The organism is Lapidilactobacillus mulanensis (genome assembly GCF_003946215.1).
Taxonomy (GTDB): Bacteria; Bacillota; Bacilli; order Lactobacillales; family Lactobacillaceae; genus Lapidilactobacillus; species Lapidilactobacillus mulanensis.
Map to the genome: position 1 here is coordinate 14404 of NZ_RHOW01000014.1, position 15642 is coordinate 30045.

Annotated in this window: 13 protein-coding genes; 3 read left to right on the forward strand and 10 right to left on the reverse strand. The window is 41.0% G+C overall.

The window, feature by feature from the left end; all coding sequences use genetic code 11:
* Positions 1–11: 11 nt before the first annotated feature.
* Positions 12–1283: an extracellular solute-binding protein gene (locus EKM67_RS05050; protein ID WP_125577898.1), complete on the reverse strand. Its 1272-nt coding sequence runs from the start codon at positions 1281–1283 to the stop codon at positions 12–14.
* Positions 1284–1468: 185 nt separating this feature from the next.
* Here EKM67_RS05050 and EKM67_RS05055 point away from each other — a divergent pair, with 185 nt between their 5' ends.
* Positions 1469–2482 carry a LacI family DNA-binding transcriptional regulator gene (locus EKM67_RS05055; protein ID WP_125577900.1) on the forward strand — a complete coding sequence of 338 codons (1014 nt, stop codon included), beginning with the start codon at positions 1469–1471 and terminating at the stop codon, positions 2480–2482.
* 132 nt (positions 2483–2614) lie between these two features.
* Here EKM67_RS05055 and EKM67_RS05060 read toward each other — a convergent pair whose 3' ends face one another.
* Both EKM67_RS05060 and rlmH read right to left on the reverse strand, forming a co-directional pair.
* A complete protein-coding gene (locus tag EKM67_RS05060) occupies positions 2615–3670 on the reverse strand; it encodes a DUF6933 domain-containing protein (RefSeq protein ID WP_125577902.1) in 1056 nt (351 codons plus the stop codon).
* A gap of 40 nt (positions 3671–3710) precedes the next feature.
* Positions 3711–4190 carry a 23S rRNA (pseudouridine(1915)-N(3))-methyltransferase RlmH gene (gene rlmH, locus EKM67_RS05065; RefSeq protein WP_125577904.1) on the reverse strand — a complete coding sequence of 160 codons (480 nt, stop codon included), beginning with the start codon at positions 4188–4190 and terminating at the stop codon, positions 3711–3713.
* Between the two features lie 253 nt (positions 4191–4443).
* Here rlmH and EKM67_RS05070 point away from each other — a divergent pair, with 253 nt between their 5' ends.
* On the forward strand, positions 4444–4941 hold the full coding sequence (locus EKM67_RS05070; protein ID WP_125577906.1) for a QueT transporter family protein: 498 nt from the start codon (positions 4444–4446) through the stop codon (positions 4939–4941).
* A gap of 270 nt (positions 4942–5211) precedes the next feature.
* Positions 5212–5682 (forward strand): hypothetical protein, encoded by a 471-nt coding sequence (locus EKM67_RS05075; RefSeq protein WP_125577908.1) that lies wholly within the window; start codon positions 5212–5214, stop codon positions 5680–5682.
* 1072 nt (positions 5683–6754) lie between these two features.
* On the opposite strand, the gene EKM67_RS05080 is transcribed toward EKM67_RS05075, so the two are convergent.
* From EKM67_RS05080 to EKM67_RS05110, 7 genes are all read right to left on the reverse strand, one after another.
* Positions 6755–8041, reverse strand: coding sequence for a S1C family serine protease (locus EKM67_RS05080; protein ID WP_379894702.1), 1287 nt, complete (start codon positions 8039–8041; stop codon positions 6755–6757).
* A 192-nt stretch (positions 8042–8233) separates the two neighbouring features.
* A complete protein-coding gene (locus EKM67_RS05085; RefSeq protein ID WP_125577910.1) occupies positions 8234–9046 on the reverse strand; it encodes an MBL fold metallo-hydrolase in 813 nt (270 codons plus the stop codon).
* Positions 9047–9098: 52 nt separating this feature from the next.
* Positions 9099–9995 (reverse strand): two-component system regulatory protein YycI, encoded by an 897-nt coding sequence (locus EKM67_RS05090; protein WP_125577912.1) that lies wholly within the window; start codon positions 9993–9995, stop codon positions 9099–9101.
* Positions 9996–11321: a YycH family regulatory protein gene (locus EKM67_RS05095; RefSeq protein ID WP_164506573.1), complete on the reverse strand. Its 1326-nt coding sequence runs from the start codon at positions 11319–11321 to the stop codon at positions 9996–9998.
* Positions 11308–13197, reverse strand: coding sequence for a cell wall metabolism sensor histidine kinase WalK (gene walK, locus EKM67_RS05100; RefSeq protein ID WP_125577916.1), 1890 nt, complete (start codon positions 13195–13197; stop codon positions 11308–11310). Before walK ends, EKM67_RS05095 begins: the two co-directional genes overlap by 14 nt.
* A 358-nt stretch (positions 13198–13555) precedes the next feature.
* On the reverse strand, positions 13556–14263 hold the full coding sequence (gene yycF, locus EKM67_RS05105; RefSeq protein WP_125577918.1) for a response regulator YycF: 708 nt from the start codon (positions 14261–14263) through the stop codon (positions 13556–13558).
* 106 nt (positions 14264–14369) lie between these two features.
* Complete coding sequence (locus EKM67_RS05110; protein ID WP_125577920.1) at positions 14370–15482, reverse strand: LCP family glycopolymer transferase; 1113 nt, start codon at positions 15480–15482, stop codon at positions 14370–14372.
* Between the last annotated feature and the right edge of the window lie 160 nt (positions 15483–15642).

The following is a 15642-nucleotide window of genomic DNA, read 5'->3' on the forward strand; positions in this document are numbered from 1 at the left end:
TAATCAATTAATTATTTTTTCCCATTTGCTTTAATTGCACTATTGATTTGACTAACAGCACTATCCAAAGCACTCTTAGGAGTTGCTTTATCCGTCGCAATTACTTGTAATGCATTGTTGATCGGTGTCCAAACTTGATCCATTTCAGTAATATTCGGTGTCAATTCGGCACTCTGTGATTGTTTAGCCACTGCTTCTGCATTTGCGTCGTTCTTAACTGCGCTACTATCTACTAGCGACTTGATAGCTGGTACTTCACCAGTAATTTCATAGCGTTTCTTGGAATTCTTCTTATCTGCAAGAAACTTAACAAATTTTTCAGCAACGGTAGCGTTCTTAGAATATGTGCTGACGTTATAACTCTTAACCCCAATGAATGAACTCATTTGTTTCCCATTAGCCAACTTAGGGAGTTGCGTAACTCCATAATCAATACCGGCTTTCTTGTATGGCTCAAAATTCCATGGACCAGAAATAACTGCGGCCGCCTTACCTTCAGTAAACAGAGAATCCAAAACATTAATTCCCTTGTCACCTAAAATACCTTTAGGAAATAGACCATCTTTGTAAAACTTACTAATATAAGTTGCAGCCTCAACAGCGCCCTTATTATTCAAACCAATATCTGTTGCGTCATAGGCGCCATTAGATTTCTGACCAAAGATATAGCCGCCATAACCGCTAAAGACACCCTGTGCATAATAGATTTGATCCCAAAGTGCTAACAAACCATACTTACCCTTGGCACGTTGTTCTTTAGAGAAGGTATACCATTCTTCAGTTGTCTGTGGTAAATCTTTCTCAGAAACAATTTTTTTGTTATAGAACAGAACTGTCGATTCCACTGCTTTAGGTAAACCATATACTTTACCATCTACAGTTTGCGATTCCATTGCTGAATCCGTATAAATCGATTGAGTTGCTTTAGAAACTTTTAATTCCTTTAACAATCCTTCAGTAACGGCGGTTCCAATTTGATCGCCAGGGATTGTAATAACATCAGGACCTGTTCCTGCTGGGCCATCCAAACGCAATTGTTTCAGTTGATCCGCGTATGTTTTCTCAACGATTTTAATTTTAACGTTATTTTCTTTTTCAAACTCTTTAACCGCCGCTTTAATCCCATCAGACTTATCTTTATCTTCCCAAACAAGTAAAGAGCCACCCGACTTACTATCGCTCTTCGAACTTGAACTAGATCCGGAGCTAGATGGTCCACATCCAGCCAAACCAACTAACATCAATGCAGATGCTGCAATTAATTTTACCCAACCCTTTTTCATTAGAACTCCACCTTCCAAGATATGTAATCGGTTACAGTTACATAATAACGTATTTATTTAAAAAAGTAAATACGTTATTATAATTATGTCCTAAACATTAGTAAACAAACGTTATTTTTGTTTACTGTTTATTTATAAAGTGATATATTATTTGAGTAGCTATTTTTATTCAAGGGGGAACAATATTGGTAACTATTAGAGAGATTGCAAAAAAATCCGGTTATTCAGCCGCAACTGTTTCTCGATTATTAAATAATGATCCAACTTTCTCAATTGCTGATGAGACGAAAAATAAAATTTTGAAAGTTGCCACTGACTTGGGTTATGTTGGTCGTGAAAATCAATTACCCGTACGTAATATCGCCATTTTCTTTGCGATCACTCCGAAAGAAGAATTAGAGGATGTTTATTTTAATGGCATACGCAAGAGTTTAAAAATTGCGGCTGATAAAATGAATATGAACGCCATCTTTTATAATAATGTTTCCGATGTGGCCCCAACAACCTCACAAATTGATGGCTACATTGCAGTGGGTAGTTTCAAAGACAAAATATTGGTTGAGTTAAAAAAAATTTCTGATAATGGCATTTTCATTGATACCAATCCTGATCCGACTTCATTCAGTTCCGTACAACCTGACATTGAGAATATCACCACGCGAGCGATCAAGCAGTTCCGTGCAAATGGATTCAAAAATATTGGCTTTATCGGTGGCTGCAACTTCAATCCAGACACGGGTAAAGTTTCACTCGATGAACGAGAGCGGATATTTCGTAATTACCTGCGAGAACTTGGACTGTTACAAGATAAATATATTTTTTCTGCCGGGCATTTTTCCGTTAATACTGGTTATGAACTCGGGCTTAAAGTTGTTTCAACTCTCAAGGACGATTTACCGGATGGTTTCTTTATCGCCTCTGACCCGATTGCAATCGGTGTTTTACAAGCATTTAATGAACATGGAATTACCGTTCCAAAAGATACTTCGATCATCAGTGTGAATGACATTGATGTTGCAAAATACGTCTCGCCACCCTTAACAACATTTAATATTGATCTTAACGAAATGAGTCGAATCGCAATTAATATTCTAAACGACAATATTATTTCTAAAAATAGTATCCGACGACGTATTTTAATCAACTCGGAATTAGTTGTTCGCAAGAGCTTCATTCCAAGTAACACAAGTCAATTTTGAGTTTATTAGACCGTAGATATTTTTAATTAACAAATTAAATTTCAACACAAAAATAAACACGCTGGAGGTAATTTCACCCTTAACGTGTTTTTTTGTATTGAAGATGATTCAATTGCTGCTGTAGCTCAATCATCACCAAATATCCGACATGTTATCAATAATCAGCATCTGTTCAACACCTAATTCGGTTCCCATTTTTATAGCTGCCTTAGCGCGTTTACCGTCAGATTGGCTGAGTTCACCTGCAACTTCCATGAACTTGGCAAATTTTTTGATCGAAGTCGCGTTGGACTTGATCTCATTTGGCGAATAGGCAACCTTCCGAGGAAACCAATCTGACAAGTAATCCGCCACATCATCGGCCATTTTCAAAGGTGTTTTGATTGTGTAATAAAGCATGAATTGGTTGATAAACAAATCAACATTATTGGCATGTTTGTTGACAACTTTCTTCGACAACCCCGCCGAATTGGCTAAGTAATTCTTAAACTCGGTCAGTATCTGCGCATTATTTGCCTGCACTTCTTTCATGATACGTTCATAACGCTGACCATCATCCGCAAACAATGAACGATCCCCTTCATATTTATCCCATTGATGATAATCTGTCCAAGTTTTATTAACGTGATACACCGGTGTCTGCGTTTCGGCCACATGACTCTCAACAATTGATAATCCACTAGCAAATGCTTTTAACACAGCTTTAGTGGCGAAAGTATATTCTTTCTGACGAAATGGAATCCGCATCAAATATTTCATTAAGTCACTTTGAATCATTTTTCTCGGATCGATAAGTCTGCCTCCACTGCTCAGCGTGATCATGTTAGTCACGGCTCCGGTCACATGTCGATCAAAGCCAGCACCGATTTCAATTGTTCCTGCCAACTCCAAATAAGCGTCAATGCGCTCATTTTTAACCCCGACGCTTAGAAACGCTTCGCGCATACCGGCAATGATATACTGATCGAGATTTGATTTATTTTTAGCACTAATATCATACAGCACAACGGCTGCATAGGTTAAGTCGTTGACCAATAGAACAACCTTTTTGCGGTTCACTAAAAAGTAATTTGCATGCCAAGAAAACAACGGATTAGCTATCGAAAATTGTTTTGCCTTAGTAACATCTGCTGTCTTTATGAGCTTATTAAAAATCGGTAGCGATTTTTTCGTTGGATTAATAATCATGTTGTCGCTCCTTTATAATTCGCAAACATCAGCCGCTTCTTTATTTATGATAGGGGCTGCCCTCATTGATCATAAATGCCCGGTAAATTTGTTCGCTAAGCACCACACGCATGAGTTGGTGGGGCAATGTTAATTTGCCAAAGCTCAAAGTATCGTCACCGCGTTTCATTACCGCCGGGCTCAGTCCCAACGAGCCACCAATGACGAAGGTGATGTCGCTGTGGCCATATGTCGTCAAGTCTGATAACTCCTTAGCGAAATCTTCAGAAGCTCTCTGGCGGCCATTGATAGCCAATACGATGACATACTCTTTATCTTTTATTTTACCGAGGATCCGTTCGCCTTCAACTGCCATCACTTGATCCATTTGTGCCTGGCTCAATTTTTCTGGTGCTTTTTCATCCGCGACTTCGACTAATGCGAATTTCGTGAAGCGACTCAATCTTTTTGCGTATTCTGCAATCGCCGCCTTGAAATATTTCTCTTTTAATTTACCAACTGCAATTATTTTAATCGTCAACTTGATCCACTTCCATTCTGAATGCTAGTTTCATTTTACTATGAAAAGAGGCTTATTACTCACTTTTATTGAAACAGACTTGCATATCGTGTCATATTTGGTCTATATTAGTAAACGGATCTAAGAATCCACTGCAGCACTTTTGATTCCGCAAGGTTTCTCCTTTGGCTGCAGTTAATGAGTGAGAAGTTCTGATCACCCGACAATTTAACGCCGGTAAAATCCGTTCGCTCTCATAAAGGAGTGTTTTAATATGACAAAAGAACAGAATCACCTGCGCGATATTGTTGTCGCCGCAATTATTGCCGCATTATATGTAGCTCTAACTTATTTAAGCCAGATGTTTGGCCTGGGCTATGGTGCCGTTCAGTTACGGCTTTCGGAAATGTTGAACTGCCTGGTTATTTTCAATAAACGCTATATTTGGGGCGTTACTCTAGGCTGTATTCTCGCTAATCTTTCGAGCACACTGGGTGTTGTCGACATTCTCTGGGGCTCGGCGGAAACATTGATCGCCTTGACCGTAATTTATTTCGTAGCCAAGAAGTTGCCGAACCTGAAGGCAAAATTAGTGGCTAGCGTCGTGATCGGAACCTTCTTCATGTTTCTGATTGCCTTAGAATTGACTGTTTTGCTCCAACTTCCATTCTGGATGACCTATTTAACCACTGCTCTTGGTGAATTCGTATCTATGGCCATTGGGGCGATCCTGATTTACTTCATCAGTCAACGCGTCGATTTAGCGTCCTAGTCTCCTTATTTCATTTTGAATCCATAACCAGTCGGGCTTAGCCTGCTGGTTTTTTTGTAGCTTGTTATCGTTTACTGTGGAGAATTTAGTTTAACGTCGCAATCGTTTTGTATAATTAGTGCTGTGAGCTGAAAGACCCGGGGATTTCTAGTGAGTGGCGGATGTATCAGCGACCACTTTTGTGCTGTCATGCATATTTCTTGTTTGTCCTGACAACAGTTCGTTAAGATTGAGTTAGAGGACTTTAATTCAATCAAAGGAGTGATCAGTATGAAGCAGGATAATTTCAAGCACACACCACGTCAAGACGAAAATGAACTCGTCGATCAACAAATGCATGAGCACGAAGCAACTGCGGATGATCTTAACGAAATGGATCAAGTTGATGGTGGATTGGATTCAACTGACAATAGTTTGGATGAAACTGGGCGGAGGTTAGCGGAACAGCAAGAACAGCATGATGACCATTTGCTTCAACCGGAAACCGATCCAGAAGCTGACCCGAATTCAAATTCAGATCATGATCCGGATGCCGTAGATCCCAAACCGGTTAAGCCTGATCAACAACCAGATGAGCCTCAACAACGGCCGTTGAAACATCCAGATGAACAACCCGACGTCCAACCACCCGTGCAACCAGATATTAATCCACAGCATCGCCCACCTGTTGTTCCGCCAATTTCACCACTAGAGCATCCTGGCGAGCAACCAACTCCTGAACCACCCACAACTTTTCCATAAAATTATCTCGCAACAACACCTAACCCCTGGTGTTGTTTTTTTGTGGCTTGTGCGTTTTTGTAGACTAGAACTGGAGTTTACGGCTCATTCGTTTTGTGGCGTTAGGGCTGGGTGCTGAAAGATTCTGGGGTTGTGGTTAAAAGGATAGTGGATCCTGGATTCGAATCGACGACGCTTCTTCTAGTTTTGTGGACTCATAAAATCTTTCGTCATGAAAAAGTTACTCGATATTTTAAAAAAAGTGGGTTGTGGAAAAATTTTCGGGCTGTTTTGGTGTATTTACTAACAGGAGGACTTTATAACTGTGAATATCCCCAAGTTATCCACAAAGTTATCCACTTGTACACATGTTCGCCCCGAAGTCTTGTGTCAAAAAAATCGCTTGATACAAAATATTCCATTATTGGATGTCAAGGATATTATTTTATTTTTTAGTTATCCCCTACTTTTCCCCAGGATCAGTTGGGAATTATTTGCGTGAAACACCTATTGTTACCGTGTTTTACGCAACTGGTTTTTATTTTAAGAAACTTATCCACAGTTGTTAACAATTGTGTGGATAAGTTTTAAAGCCGCTTCAAATCCTCTTATAACTAGATATGCACAGTTCTATCAACAGCCTGTGGATAATTTTATAACACCCTATTTTCTCTTGACAAATATTCAAACTCTGCTTGGCAATTGTTAAGAAAACATTAAGCAGTTGTTTGCGCTAATTTACGAATATTGCTGTGAAACACTTTCTACCGTATTTTAATGAAAAATACAAACCAAAATAAATCAGTTTGAGCTTTAACCGGTAATTATCCGGAAAATATTGAGTATTTATATTCTCATAATCCATTATCGACTTTTTCGGCATGTTTTGACAACCGATTAAAAACGAACAATTAGAAAAATATCGATCTTTTTGTTATTAAACTGGAAAATGTTCCATTGTTCCTTTATCTATCTCAGAATTTTCCACACCCCGAACTAATTCTATAATTAAATGAGCTGGCCACCTTACCAACTACAAAAAAATCTCTCTGATCCGATGAGGGATTCAGAGAGATCTCCGTAAACTTATCTATTAATTGGAACTGCTGCTCGAGCTAGATGTGCTGCTTGACGCTTCCTTATTCAGGGTCACACTAGCCTCTTTAAGCTTGCCGTCACGATAATACTTCACTTTGACGGTATCACCAATTGCATGGCTATAAAGAACTGTGTGGATCGTTGCAATGCTGTCGATCTTCTTGCCGTCAATTTCAACAATGGTATCATATTTCTTCAAGCCGGCTGTTTTAGCAGGTGAATCTGAGTCGACTGAAGCCAGGACAACACCACTAGTGACTGTTGTTGGTAATTTCAGGGTTGATTTTTGTTGATCAGCAGAAATATTCGTTAAGTCAACCACCGAAACACCTAATGCTGGCCGTGAAACTTTACCATTCGTTACTAACTGGTTGGCGATTTGGACAACTTCGTCACTCGGAATGGCAAAGCCCATACCTTCGACAGAAGTGCCATCAGAACTCGATGCTAACTTGCTTGAGTTGATCCCAATAACTTGACCAGAACTATTGACCAGAGGACCGCCAGAGTTACCTGGATTGATCGCAGCATCCGTTTGAATAACGGTTGCTTGTCCGGTTACTTGATTCGTATCCTCATCGGTTACATCGATCGTCCGCGACTTAGCGGAAATGATCCCTTGCGTTACTGAAGTGGCATAATCACTGCCCAATGGTGAACCAATGGCAATGACAGGTTCGCCAGCAGTAACCGTCGAAGAATTACCAAACGTGGCAACTGCAGTTACTTTTGCACTATCGATCGATAAAACGGCTAAGTCGGTCGTTTCATCAGTACCCACAGTTTTAGCCGTTAGCTTAGTTCCGTCGGCTAAAATAACTTCAATCTTGTCGGATCCAGAAACAACGTGATTATTAGTGACAATATAAGCTTTACCGTCCGCCTTCTTGTAGATCAAGCCAGATCCTTCACTAACCGTTTCTAGATCTGATGAACTTGACGAAGAACTGCTCGAACTATCATCACTACTATCGCCAAACATGCCTGAGAAAATATCATCATCGCTGCTGCTTTGACGTTGCTGGTTAATGACTGAAACAACCGCACCTTCAACTTTGCTAAACGCTTTGGTCATTGAGCTACTTGTTTTCACCGAAACATTACTTACCTTAGTTGTTCCTGAAGAGCTTGAAGTATCCGCTGAGCTCGCACTGTTAGTCGTGTTATTGTTCAACATCGTAAAACCGGCGTAGGCAATTCCCCCACCGATCAGAGCCGAAATAACCGCAACAATGGCGATTTGCCACAATGAAATACCCTTTGTACTTTTACGCTTATCCAATATCCACATCTCCTAAATCACAGTATATTTGCTGATCATTCACCAATAATACTACTGTCTAAATATGAAAAAACTATGAAGTAACCTCTGATAAATCGTAAACTAATCATGCTTTTTTTGGTACTTAAATGCTCAAAGACGTCATAATTACATCACATTTGAATGATCAGCCTATCCACTGAATGAATCTGGTCAAATAATTGTCAACGGATCGGCGATTGCTGGATCCGTATCCATAATTTTAAAATCATGGCCGACGCCTAAATCGTGATCCTTTAAAAAACCGGTCACGGTTGCGTGGGCCAGGTCTTTAAAATTATTCTCTTGACTCAGATGACCTAGAAAAATCTGCTTCGTGTGATTGCCCAAAACATCCATCAATGTTTCAGCACCATCTTCGTTCGATAAATGTCCACGATCACTTAGGATCCGTTGCTTCAACGACCATGGATAAGCACCATTGCGCAACAGATTCAGATCATGATTACACTCCATCAAATAACCGTCGGCATTTTTGATCGTCCCGGCAACACGATCAGAAACGTAACCCGTGTCTGTCAGTATTGCAAAAGCCTTGTCGTCATGATGGATCTGATAAAATTGTGGTTCAGCAGCATCATGAGACACACCAAAACTTTCAATATCCATATCGCCTAAGGTGACGATACCGCCGGTTTTGAGAATATGTTGTTGATCGACACTAACTTTGCCGATCTTTGGTGCCATCGCTTGCCAAGTCCCTTCGTTGGCGTAAACGTCGAGATGATATTTGCGTGCCAAAACACCGACACCACGAATATGGTCGGAATGTTCGTGGGTCACAAATAATGCGTTCACATCATCTAGACTGCGACCAATACTTGCCATTAATGCGGCAATTTTTTTACCTGAAAGCCCGGCGTCGATCAAAATCTTCTGATGTGGCGTTTCGATATAAGTCACGTTACCCGAACTACTGCTCGCGAGTACGCTGACTGCCATTCCCTGACTTTGATCCAAAGTCATGCTCTAAAGCTCCCCTTCAACAAATGAATTTACTTCTATTCTACCTTAATTCTCATTGAACACTACTATTTGAACTGTCGGCGCTACTCGTCACAACTGAGCTGGAACTGCTCGTGGTACTTGAAGAAGTTGTGCTCGTAGACGTGGTTTGATTCTTGATCACCGTACTTGAAAAGGCGTTAACCTTTTTAAGCGACTCATTTTTCGTATCTTTATGTTCAATCATAATATTCCACACCGGAACATAAATAACACTACCACGCACGTCGATCAATTCAGAATAACCGAGTTTATACCAAACAATTTTCGAATTCTGCGGAATTTCGCTAGAAATATATAATAATTGCACCGCTTCGAAAGCACTGATCGCCGTTTGTTTCTCACGCAACACGGTCAAGTCAGAAATATAAGTTTGCGTATAGCCCGTCACATTATTACCTGAAATTTTGAAAATCAATTCGGCTTGCGTATCCAGAATCACGCCGTGCGTCGATTTTTGCACGAATACAATATCTTTCTTAGGATCCGACAGTGCGGCTTCATAAGTGTATTCCTTGCCAAAAATCACATTGTTTTCATCTTTGACGAACGACTTTAATTCAGCGACCATTTTTTCCTGATCGTAACTCAACACCGTGGTAAATTTACTAGTCAACGTGTGCGTCATGGCATTATATGAATAGGTCTGACCAACTAAACGATCAAGATGCGTTCGCAATTCATCCTCGTTCTGTGTTGACAGGTAATAACCTTCGCCTTGTTTAGTTGAAAGACTACCTACCGTAATATTGTCATCACGCATATCTTGCAGAATTGTATCACTGGTCGAAGTCCCAGGATCTTCGGTGATCACGATATTATTATTGTTTTGTGAATAAGACACTGCCAGAAAAATATCCAGCGCGATGAAAACAACGAGAAAAATCCATTCGATTCGACGAAAATCCACTTATTTCACCTCCGACTTATCCGCAAGCCAATCTTGATAATCCCGCCACTTACCACCAATTTGAACGTAATAAGTTGGTTTGAGATCGATAATATCTGTTGACTCTGTATCTGGGACCCACCGATAACCAACAATGATATCTTGAATCTTATCCGTGGCGTAACCGGCGTTTTTCAGAGTGTCGAGCACCGACTGTGTTGATGGCAAAGCTACACGACTAGTCGTCGCTGGAATTGGGACTTGCAGAATTCGACTAGAAAAATCAACTTGACTGCCTGTATTCGTGTAACTGACCTTGAACGCACCGAAGTCACTCTGTTGAAAAATTGGAAATCCTTCGACATAACTTCGGAATGACACGGTGTTATTATCAGTATCTGCGTCAAAAAAACGCACATCAGTTAAGGGGTTATCAACTTCACTGATCGCTTTGAAACTTTGCTCCAACAAAGCTTGCAAACTTGCAGGCACATCACTCTGCGTGTTATCCGTATATTTCAACTGATCGGTTGAGTGGTCGACGAGCAATTGGTAATCGTTATAATTACCCGCATAATACGTTGTCTCGTTGCCGGACTCACGCGTATCGACCGTCGAGTTGGCGCTATCGCTTAACAACGCCGAAATATAAGTATTCTCATTGCGGCGCGTGATCAAGTAACTATATGGCCGCAACGACAGACCCTCAGGATAAAAAGTGCGCACCTGACCTTGGACGCTCCGCAAAGCGACCTTGGCCGAATAATCAGCCGCTCTTAACAGACTTAATATCTTGCTGACTTTAGCATCGGTCACTCGGCTTTGCCATATTTTTTTGGTCTGATCATTTACGAAAAAGACTTTATCAATATCGCCCTCAGTTGAGAAAATAACTCGCGTGAATGAACGATCACGAATTGCATTCTTCAGCGCCTTCTGCGCTTCGACTTTACCAAATAATTGAAGTGAAATTTGATCTGGATTAACAAGCTGAACCGTGTTTGATTGAGAGATCAGCTCATCATACTTGCTCGTGCTGGCATGCGCGGTCCAAATTTTCCACGTTTTCATGGTATCGCGTAATTCTGAAACGAGACTTTCTTTATGGTTGTAGATCAAATGATGTTGCGACTTGCTATCAACCGAAATAATCTCTGTGGGCAGATAAACCTGTGCCAAATTTTGCTCATTGGTATCACTACTCGTGACGTCGCGCTTAGTCGTTGTCTGTGTGTCCGTACGTTTCTCATAACGCTGATTATTCGTCCAAATCAAATAACTTAACACCAAACTGATGAGGACCACAATAATCAAACTAATCCGCACCAATATATTAGTTTTCCTCATTCCATTCGCCTCCGTCTTCATAAGGTTGATATGGCAGAGAAATATAAAATGTAGAACCGCGACCCTCGGCACTGTCGACCCAAATTCGGCCATGATGAGCTGCAACGACTTCTTTCGAAATCGCCAAGCCTAATCCAGTACCGCCTTGCTTGCGAGAACGCGCCTTATCCACACGATAAAAACGATCGAAGACTTTGGAGATATCTTTACGCGGAATACCCAAACCTTGATCACTGATACTAACGACTAAATTATTATGACTTTCCATTAATCTCGTCGTTATAACGCCACCATCTGGTGAATACTTGATCGCATTATTCATTATGTTATCGATAACCTGCATCATTTTATCCGTATCGATTTCAACCCAGAGATCACGTTTGGTAAATTCGCGTTTAATTCGATATTTTTTCTTCTTAGGATCTGACTGTTCCGTTTTGATCATCATATCAAATCGATTTAAGATGTAGCTGAAGAATTCATTGAAGTTGACATACTCCAATTCCATCTTGGCCGTTCCTTGATCCAACCGCGATAATGACAGTAGCTCATTGATCATCCGGATCATCCGATCGGTTTCTTCTTGAGTCACGTTTAGAAATTGTGGTGCCAACTTTTCATCTTTCCAAGCCCCATCGGTCAGCGCTTCAATGTAGCTACGAACACTCGTCAATGGCGTTCTCAATTCATGCGAAACATTCGAAACAAACTCACGCCGTTCACGTTCATTCTTCTCTTGTTCAGTCACATCGTGTAAGACGCAAACGATCCCGCTAATAAATCCAGTTTCACGTTGGATAAGAGAAAAATCGACGTGCAAAATCAGATGACGTGCGTGTTCTGAACTGACCGGATCGTCATCTTCATTTTGTGCATCCGGCTCGATCACCATGTCATGTTTATTTTCCAATAGATCACGCAATGAGTATTCTTTTTCAATGCCTAAAACGGTCAAAATTGATTCGCCGATCGTCTCGTCGCTGGTTGCATCCAAGAAAGTCTGCGCCGCTTCATTGACAATTGTGACATTGCCTCGCCGATCTGTCGCTATAACGCCGTCGGTCATGTGACTCAAAACCGAATCCAAGCGCCGACGTTCGGCATCAGAAACTTCTTGAGCCTCTTCAACACGGATCGATAAGTTATTAACGGCAAAAGCAAGCTGGCCTAATTCATCGTGTCCATAAATTCGAACCTGCCCAGAATAATCACCATCAGCAATCCGGATCGCTTGCTTTTTCATTTCGTCGATCGGTTGGGTGATCGCACGCGCAATAAAAATAGCGATAATCATTCCTAATAACCCGGCCACCAAAGAGGCAGTCAAGAAAATCACCGTGACTTGATTAATGTTTCGATAAACCGAATCCATGCTCGCGCGGACGTAAATAGCACCGACTACTTGATTAGCATCGGTGCTCTGATTAGTTAAAGGCGTGATTGAGGTATAAAAACTACCATCACTCGTTGAAGTGATCTCCGTTTTTTTGCGATTAGCATAAATCACGTTTTTAATATCTGATTTAGGTGTACGCTGGCCGATACTAGCCTGATCGTTAGCATTACTCGTGCCACGAACAACGCCCTTGTTGTCGACAACCAGCACTTCGGAAATCGATGAATTGTCGATATCGGCAACAATATTTTTAACATTCCGATTAGCAGTTTCGGTATCTTCATCCGAAAGTTCAGTCGACAACTGCGTCGAAATATACGGCTGGATCGTCACCAAATTTTCGAAATTAGTAATATTCTGTTGCTCCAACTGCTTCACAAAATAAGCCCCAATAATTTCAATGGTGACTAATAAAAGCAGCACGAAAACAATCGCAATTTTAAAATGTATGGATTGAAATGGTTTGATTTTACCGTTCATTCAGGATGCCACGCCAAAAACAGCGCACATTCACTTCCTTCGGATAAGTTGTGAGAAGGGACGGTTGAAATCAGTGGCTAAGTCGCGAATAACTAAAATCTTGGTCTTAAGATTTAAGTTATTTGCACTTAGACACTGATTTCAGTCCCTTCGAACACGATTATGTTGTGAGTAAGCCATGGGTTTAAACTTGTGAGCCCCCATAATTAAAAAAAGAGACTAAAACGGTCACGAGACAATTGGCAAAATAAACGCATTCTCCAAATACGCCACCTGTCCAGATTACCCTCAGCTTGCCCGTTTTAGCCCCATTATTATGAGCTAATCATTTTTAATTACACGATACTTATTGATCACTTTAGTCATTATCGGGGTTCTTCAAAAAGTAACCAACACCACGACGTGTGACGATCCATTTAGGATAGCTTGGATCGTCCTCGATTTTTTCACGTAAACGTCTGACGGTCACGTCAACCGTACGCACATCGCCAAAATAATCATAGCCCCAAACTGTCTGCAATAAATGTTCGCGGGTCATAACTTGACCGAGATGTTTCGCCAAATAATGCAGCAATTCAAATTCACGATGAGTCAGATCAATTTTTTCGCCACGCTTAGCAACATCGTAAGCCTCAGGATAAATTGTCAAATCACCCACGTCAATTTCATGATGTGAGCTTTCATCTGCATCCGCAACCGCCGTCGCTTGTCGACGCAAGTTTGCCTTGACCCGCGCAACTAATTCACGGTTCGAAAATGGCTTGGTAACATAATCATCTGCGCCTAATTCCAAACCGATCACTTTATCGATCTCGGAATCCTTCGCAGTTACCATAATAATTGGCATATCGTGGGTCTTACGTACTTCGCGTGCAACTTCTAAACCATCGATTTTAGGCAACATTAAATCTAAAATAATTAAATCAGGTTCGACTTCTTCAACTTTTTTGAGAGCCTCTTCGCCATCAAACGCTACAGAAACATCATAGCCTTCTTTTTCCAGCGAAAATTTTACAATGTCGGAAATAGGTTTCTCGTCATCAACAACTAAGATCTTCTTCGCCATCTACATGGTTCCTCCTTAGAAACGCTACCTCTATTATACTAACTTTCTGACCAAAGCACAAAGTTTCACCGTAACTCCCGAAATTCCCGCCCGTTTTAACCAACATTTAATACGAAATAATACTGTAATTACTGTCCTCTGCGTAAATACTAAACGTCTGATCCGTCGTTGGGTTATCGAAAACAAAGCCCTGATTAGTCACGTTCAATTCATTTTGACGCGTCTCTTCATTGTCCAAGGTTTCCTGATCGAGACTTAATTCTGAACGTAGCTTATCCGAAACACGTTGCAGTTCACTTGTAGATGCGATTTGATATGATGAGTTGTCGATCGTCGCAGAAACGCCTTGGATATAGTCGCTCTTGATCGATTTACCAGCCGCACGATAATTTTGGAAAATGGTGATCATATCGTTGAACGTCAAATTCGTCTTCATGTTGCTAGAAACAGAATCCAAAACTTCTTTGAAATTGGTCAACGTTCCTGTCGACATCGCCGATTTGATCACCGCCGTAATAATTTGGCGCTGACGCATTTGGCGACCATAATCATTATTCGGATCATCATGCCGCATCCGCGCGTAGGACAAGGCCTCAGTGCCGTTCAAATGCTGCTGCCCTTTCGTGAAATTCGAACCACTATAACTAAAATCAAATGGCACATCGACATCGACGCCACCAATAGCATCAACAACTTTTTGCAAACCACCCATATTGATCGTCAAATAATAATCGATCGGTACGTTCAATAAACTACCGACAGTATCCAAAGCCATTTTAGAACCGCCATGCATATAAGCGGCGTTGATTTTTTCAACGGTAAATTCTTTCATGCCTTTGATTTGAGCCATCGTATCCCGCGGCACACTGGTCAGAACGACTTTTTTCGTCGTCGGATTGACCGTGACCACGATCATCGTATCAGAATTCCCCTGGTAAGTCCGGCCAAGTGCACCGGTATCAACGCCCAATAGCAGAATAGAAAATGGTTCCTTGTTTTTGAAAACCGCCGCTGACTGAATCGAACCCGCCGATTGATAAGTCGAATCCAACGCTGACTTAGTTTGTCCATAAAGACGTAGCGCATAAGCACCCACAACAAAGAGCACCGCAAATAACCCAATCAAAAAAATCCGGCCGGCTGAATGGCGCGGTTCCTTTTCGATGGTGACTGCCATTAATTCATTACGTCTGAGCTTACGTTGTTTTTGCCGTTCCATTATATCGACTCCATTCGGTTCTAACTATAATTACACAATCGACCGCTTATTTCTTTAATTTAATGAAAATAGTAATCGGCTCTAGTAACTTTCAGCCTAATACACTTTTAGCGTGTCGTCATATTTCTCGCCTCAACTTATAAATCTTTTAAGCAAATTT

Excerpts from the sequence above, each read along its gene's own strand:
- EKM67_RS05050 (WP_125577898.1), bottom strand. The coding sequence starts at position 1,283 with ATGAAAAAGGGTTGGGTAAAATTAATTGCAGCATCTGCATTGATGTTA.
- EKM67_RS05060 (WP_125577902.1), bottom strand. The coding sequence starts at position 3,670 with ATGATTATTAATCCAACGAAAAAATCGCTACCGATTTTTAATAAGCTC.
- EKM67_RS05070 (WP_125577906.1), top strand. The coding sequence starts at position 4,444 with ATGACAAAAGAACAGAATCACCTGCGCGATATTGTTGTCGCCGCAATT.
- EKM67_RS05075 (WP_125577908.1), top strand. The coding sequence starts at position 5,212 with ATGAAGCAGGATAATTTCAAGCACACACCACGTCAAGACGAAAATGAA.
- EKM67_RS05085 (WP_125577910.1), bottom strand. The coding sequence starts at position 9,046 with ATGACTTTGGATCAAAGTCAGGGAATGGCAGTCAGCGTACTCGCGAGC.
- EKM67_RS05095 (WP_164506573.1), bottom strand. The coding sequence starts at position 11,321 with ATGAGGAAAACTAATATATTGGTGCGGATTAGTTTGATTATTGTGGTC.
- walK (WP_125577916.1), bottom strand. The coding sequence starts at position 13,197 with ATGAACGGTAAAATCAAACCATTTCAATCCATACATTTTAAAATTGCG.
- yycF (WP_125577918.1), bottom strand. The coding sequence starts at position 14,263 with ATGGCGAAGAAGATCTTAGTTGTTGATGACGAGAAACCTATTTCCGAC.
- EKM67_RS05110 (WP_125577920.1), bottom strand. The coding sequence starts at position 15,482 with ATGGAACGGCAAAAACAACGTAAGCTCAGACGTAATGAATTAATGGCA.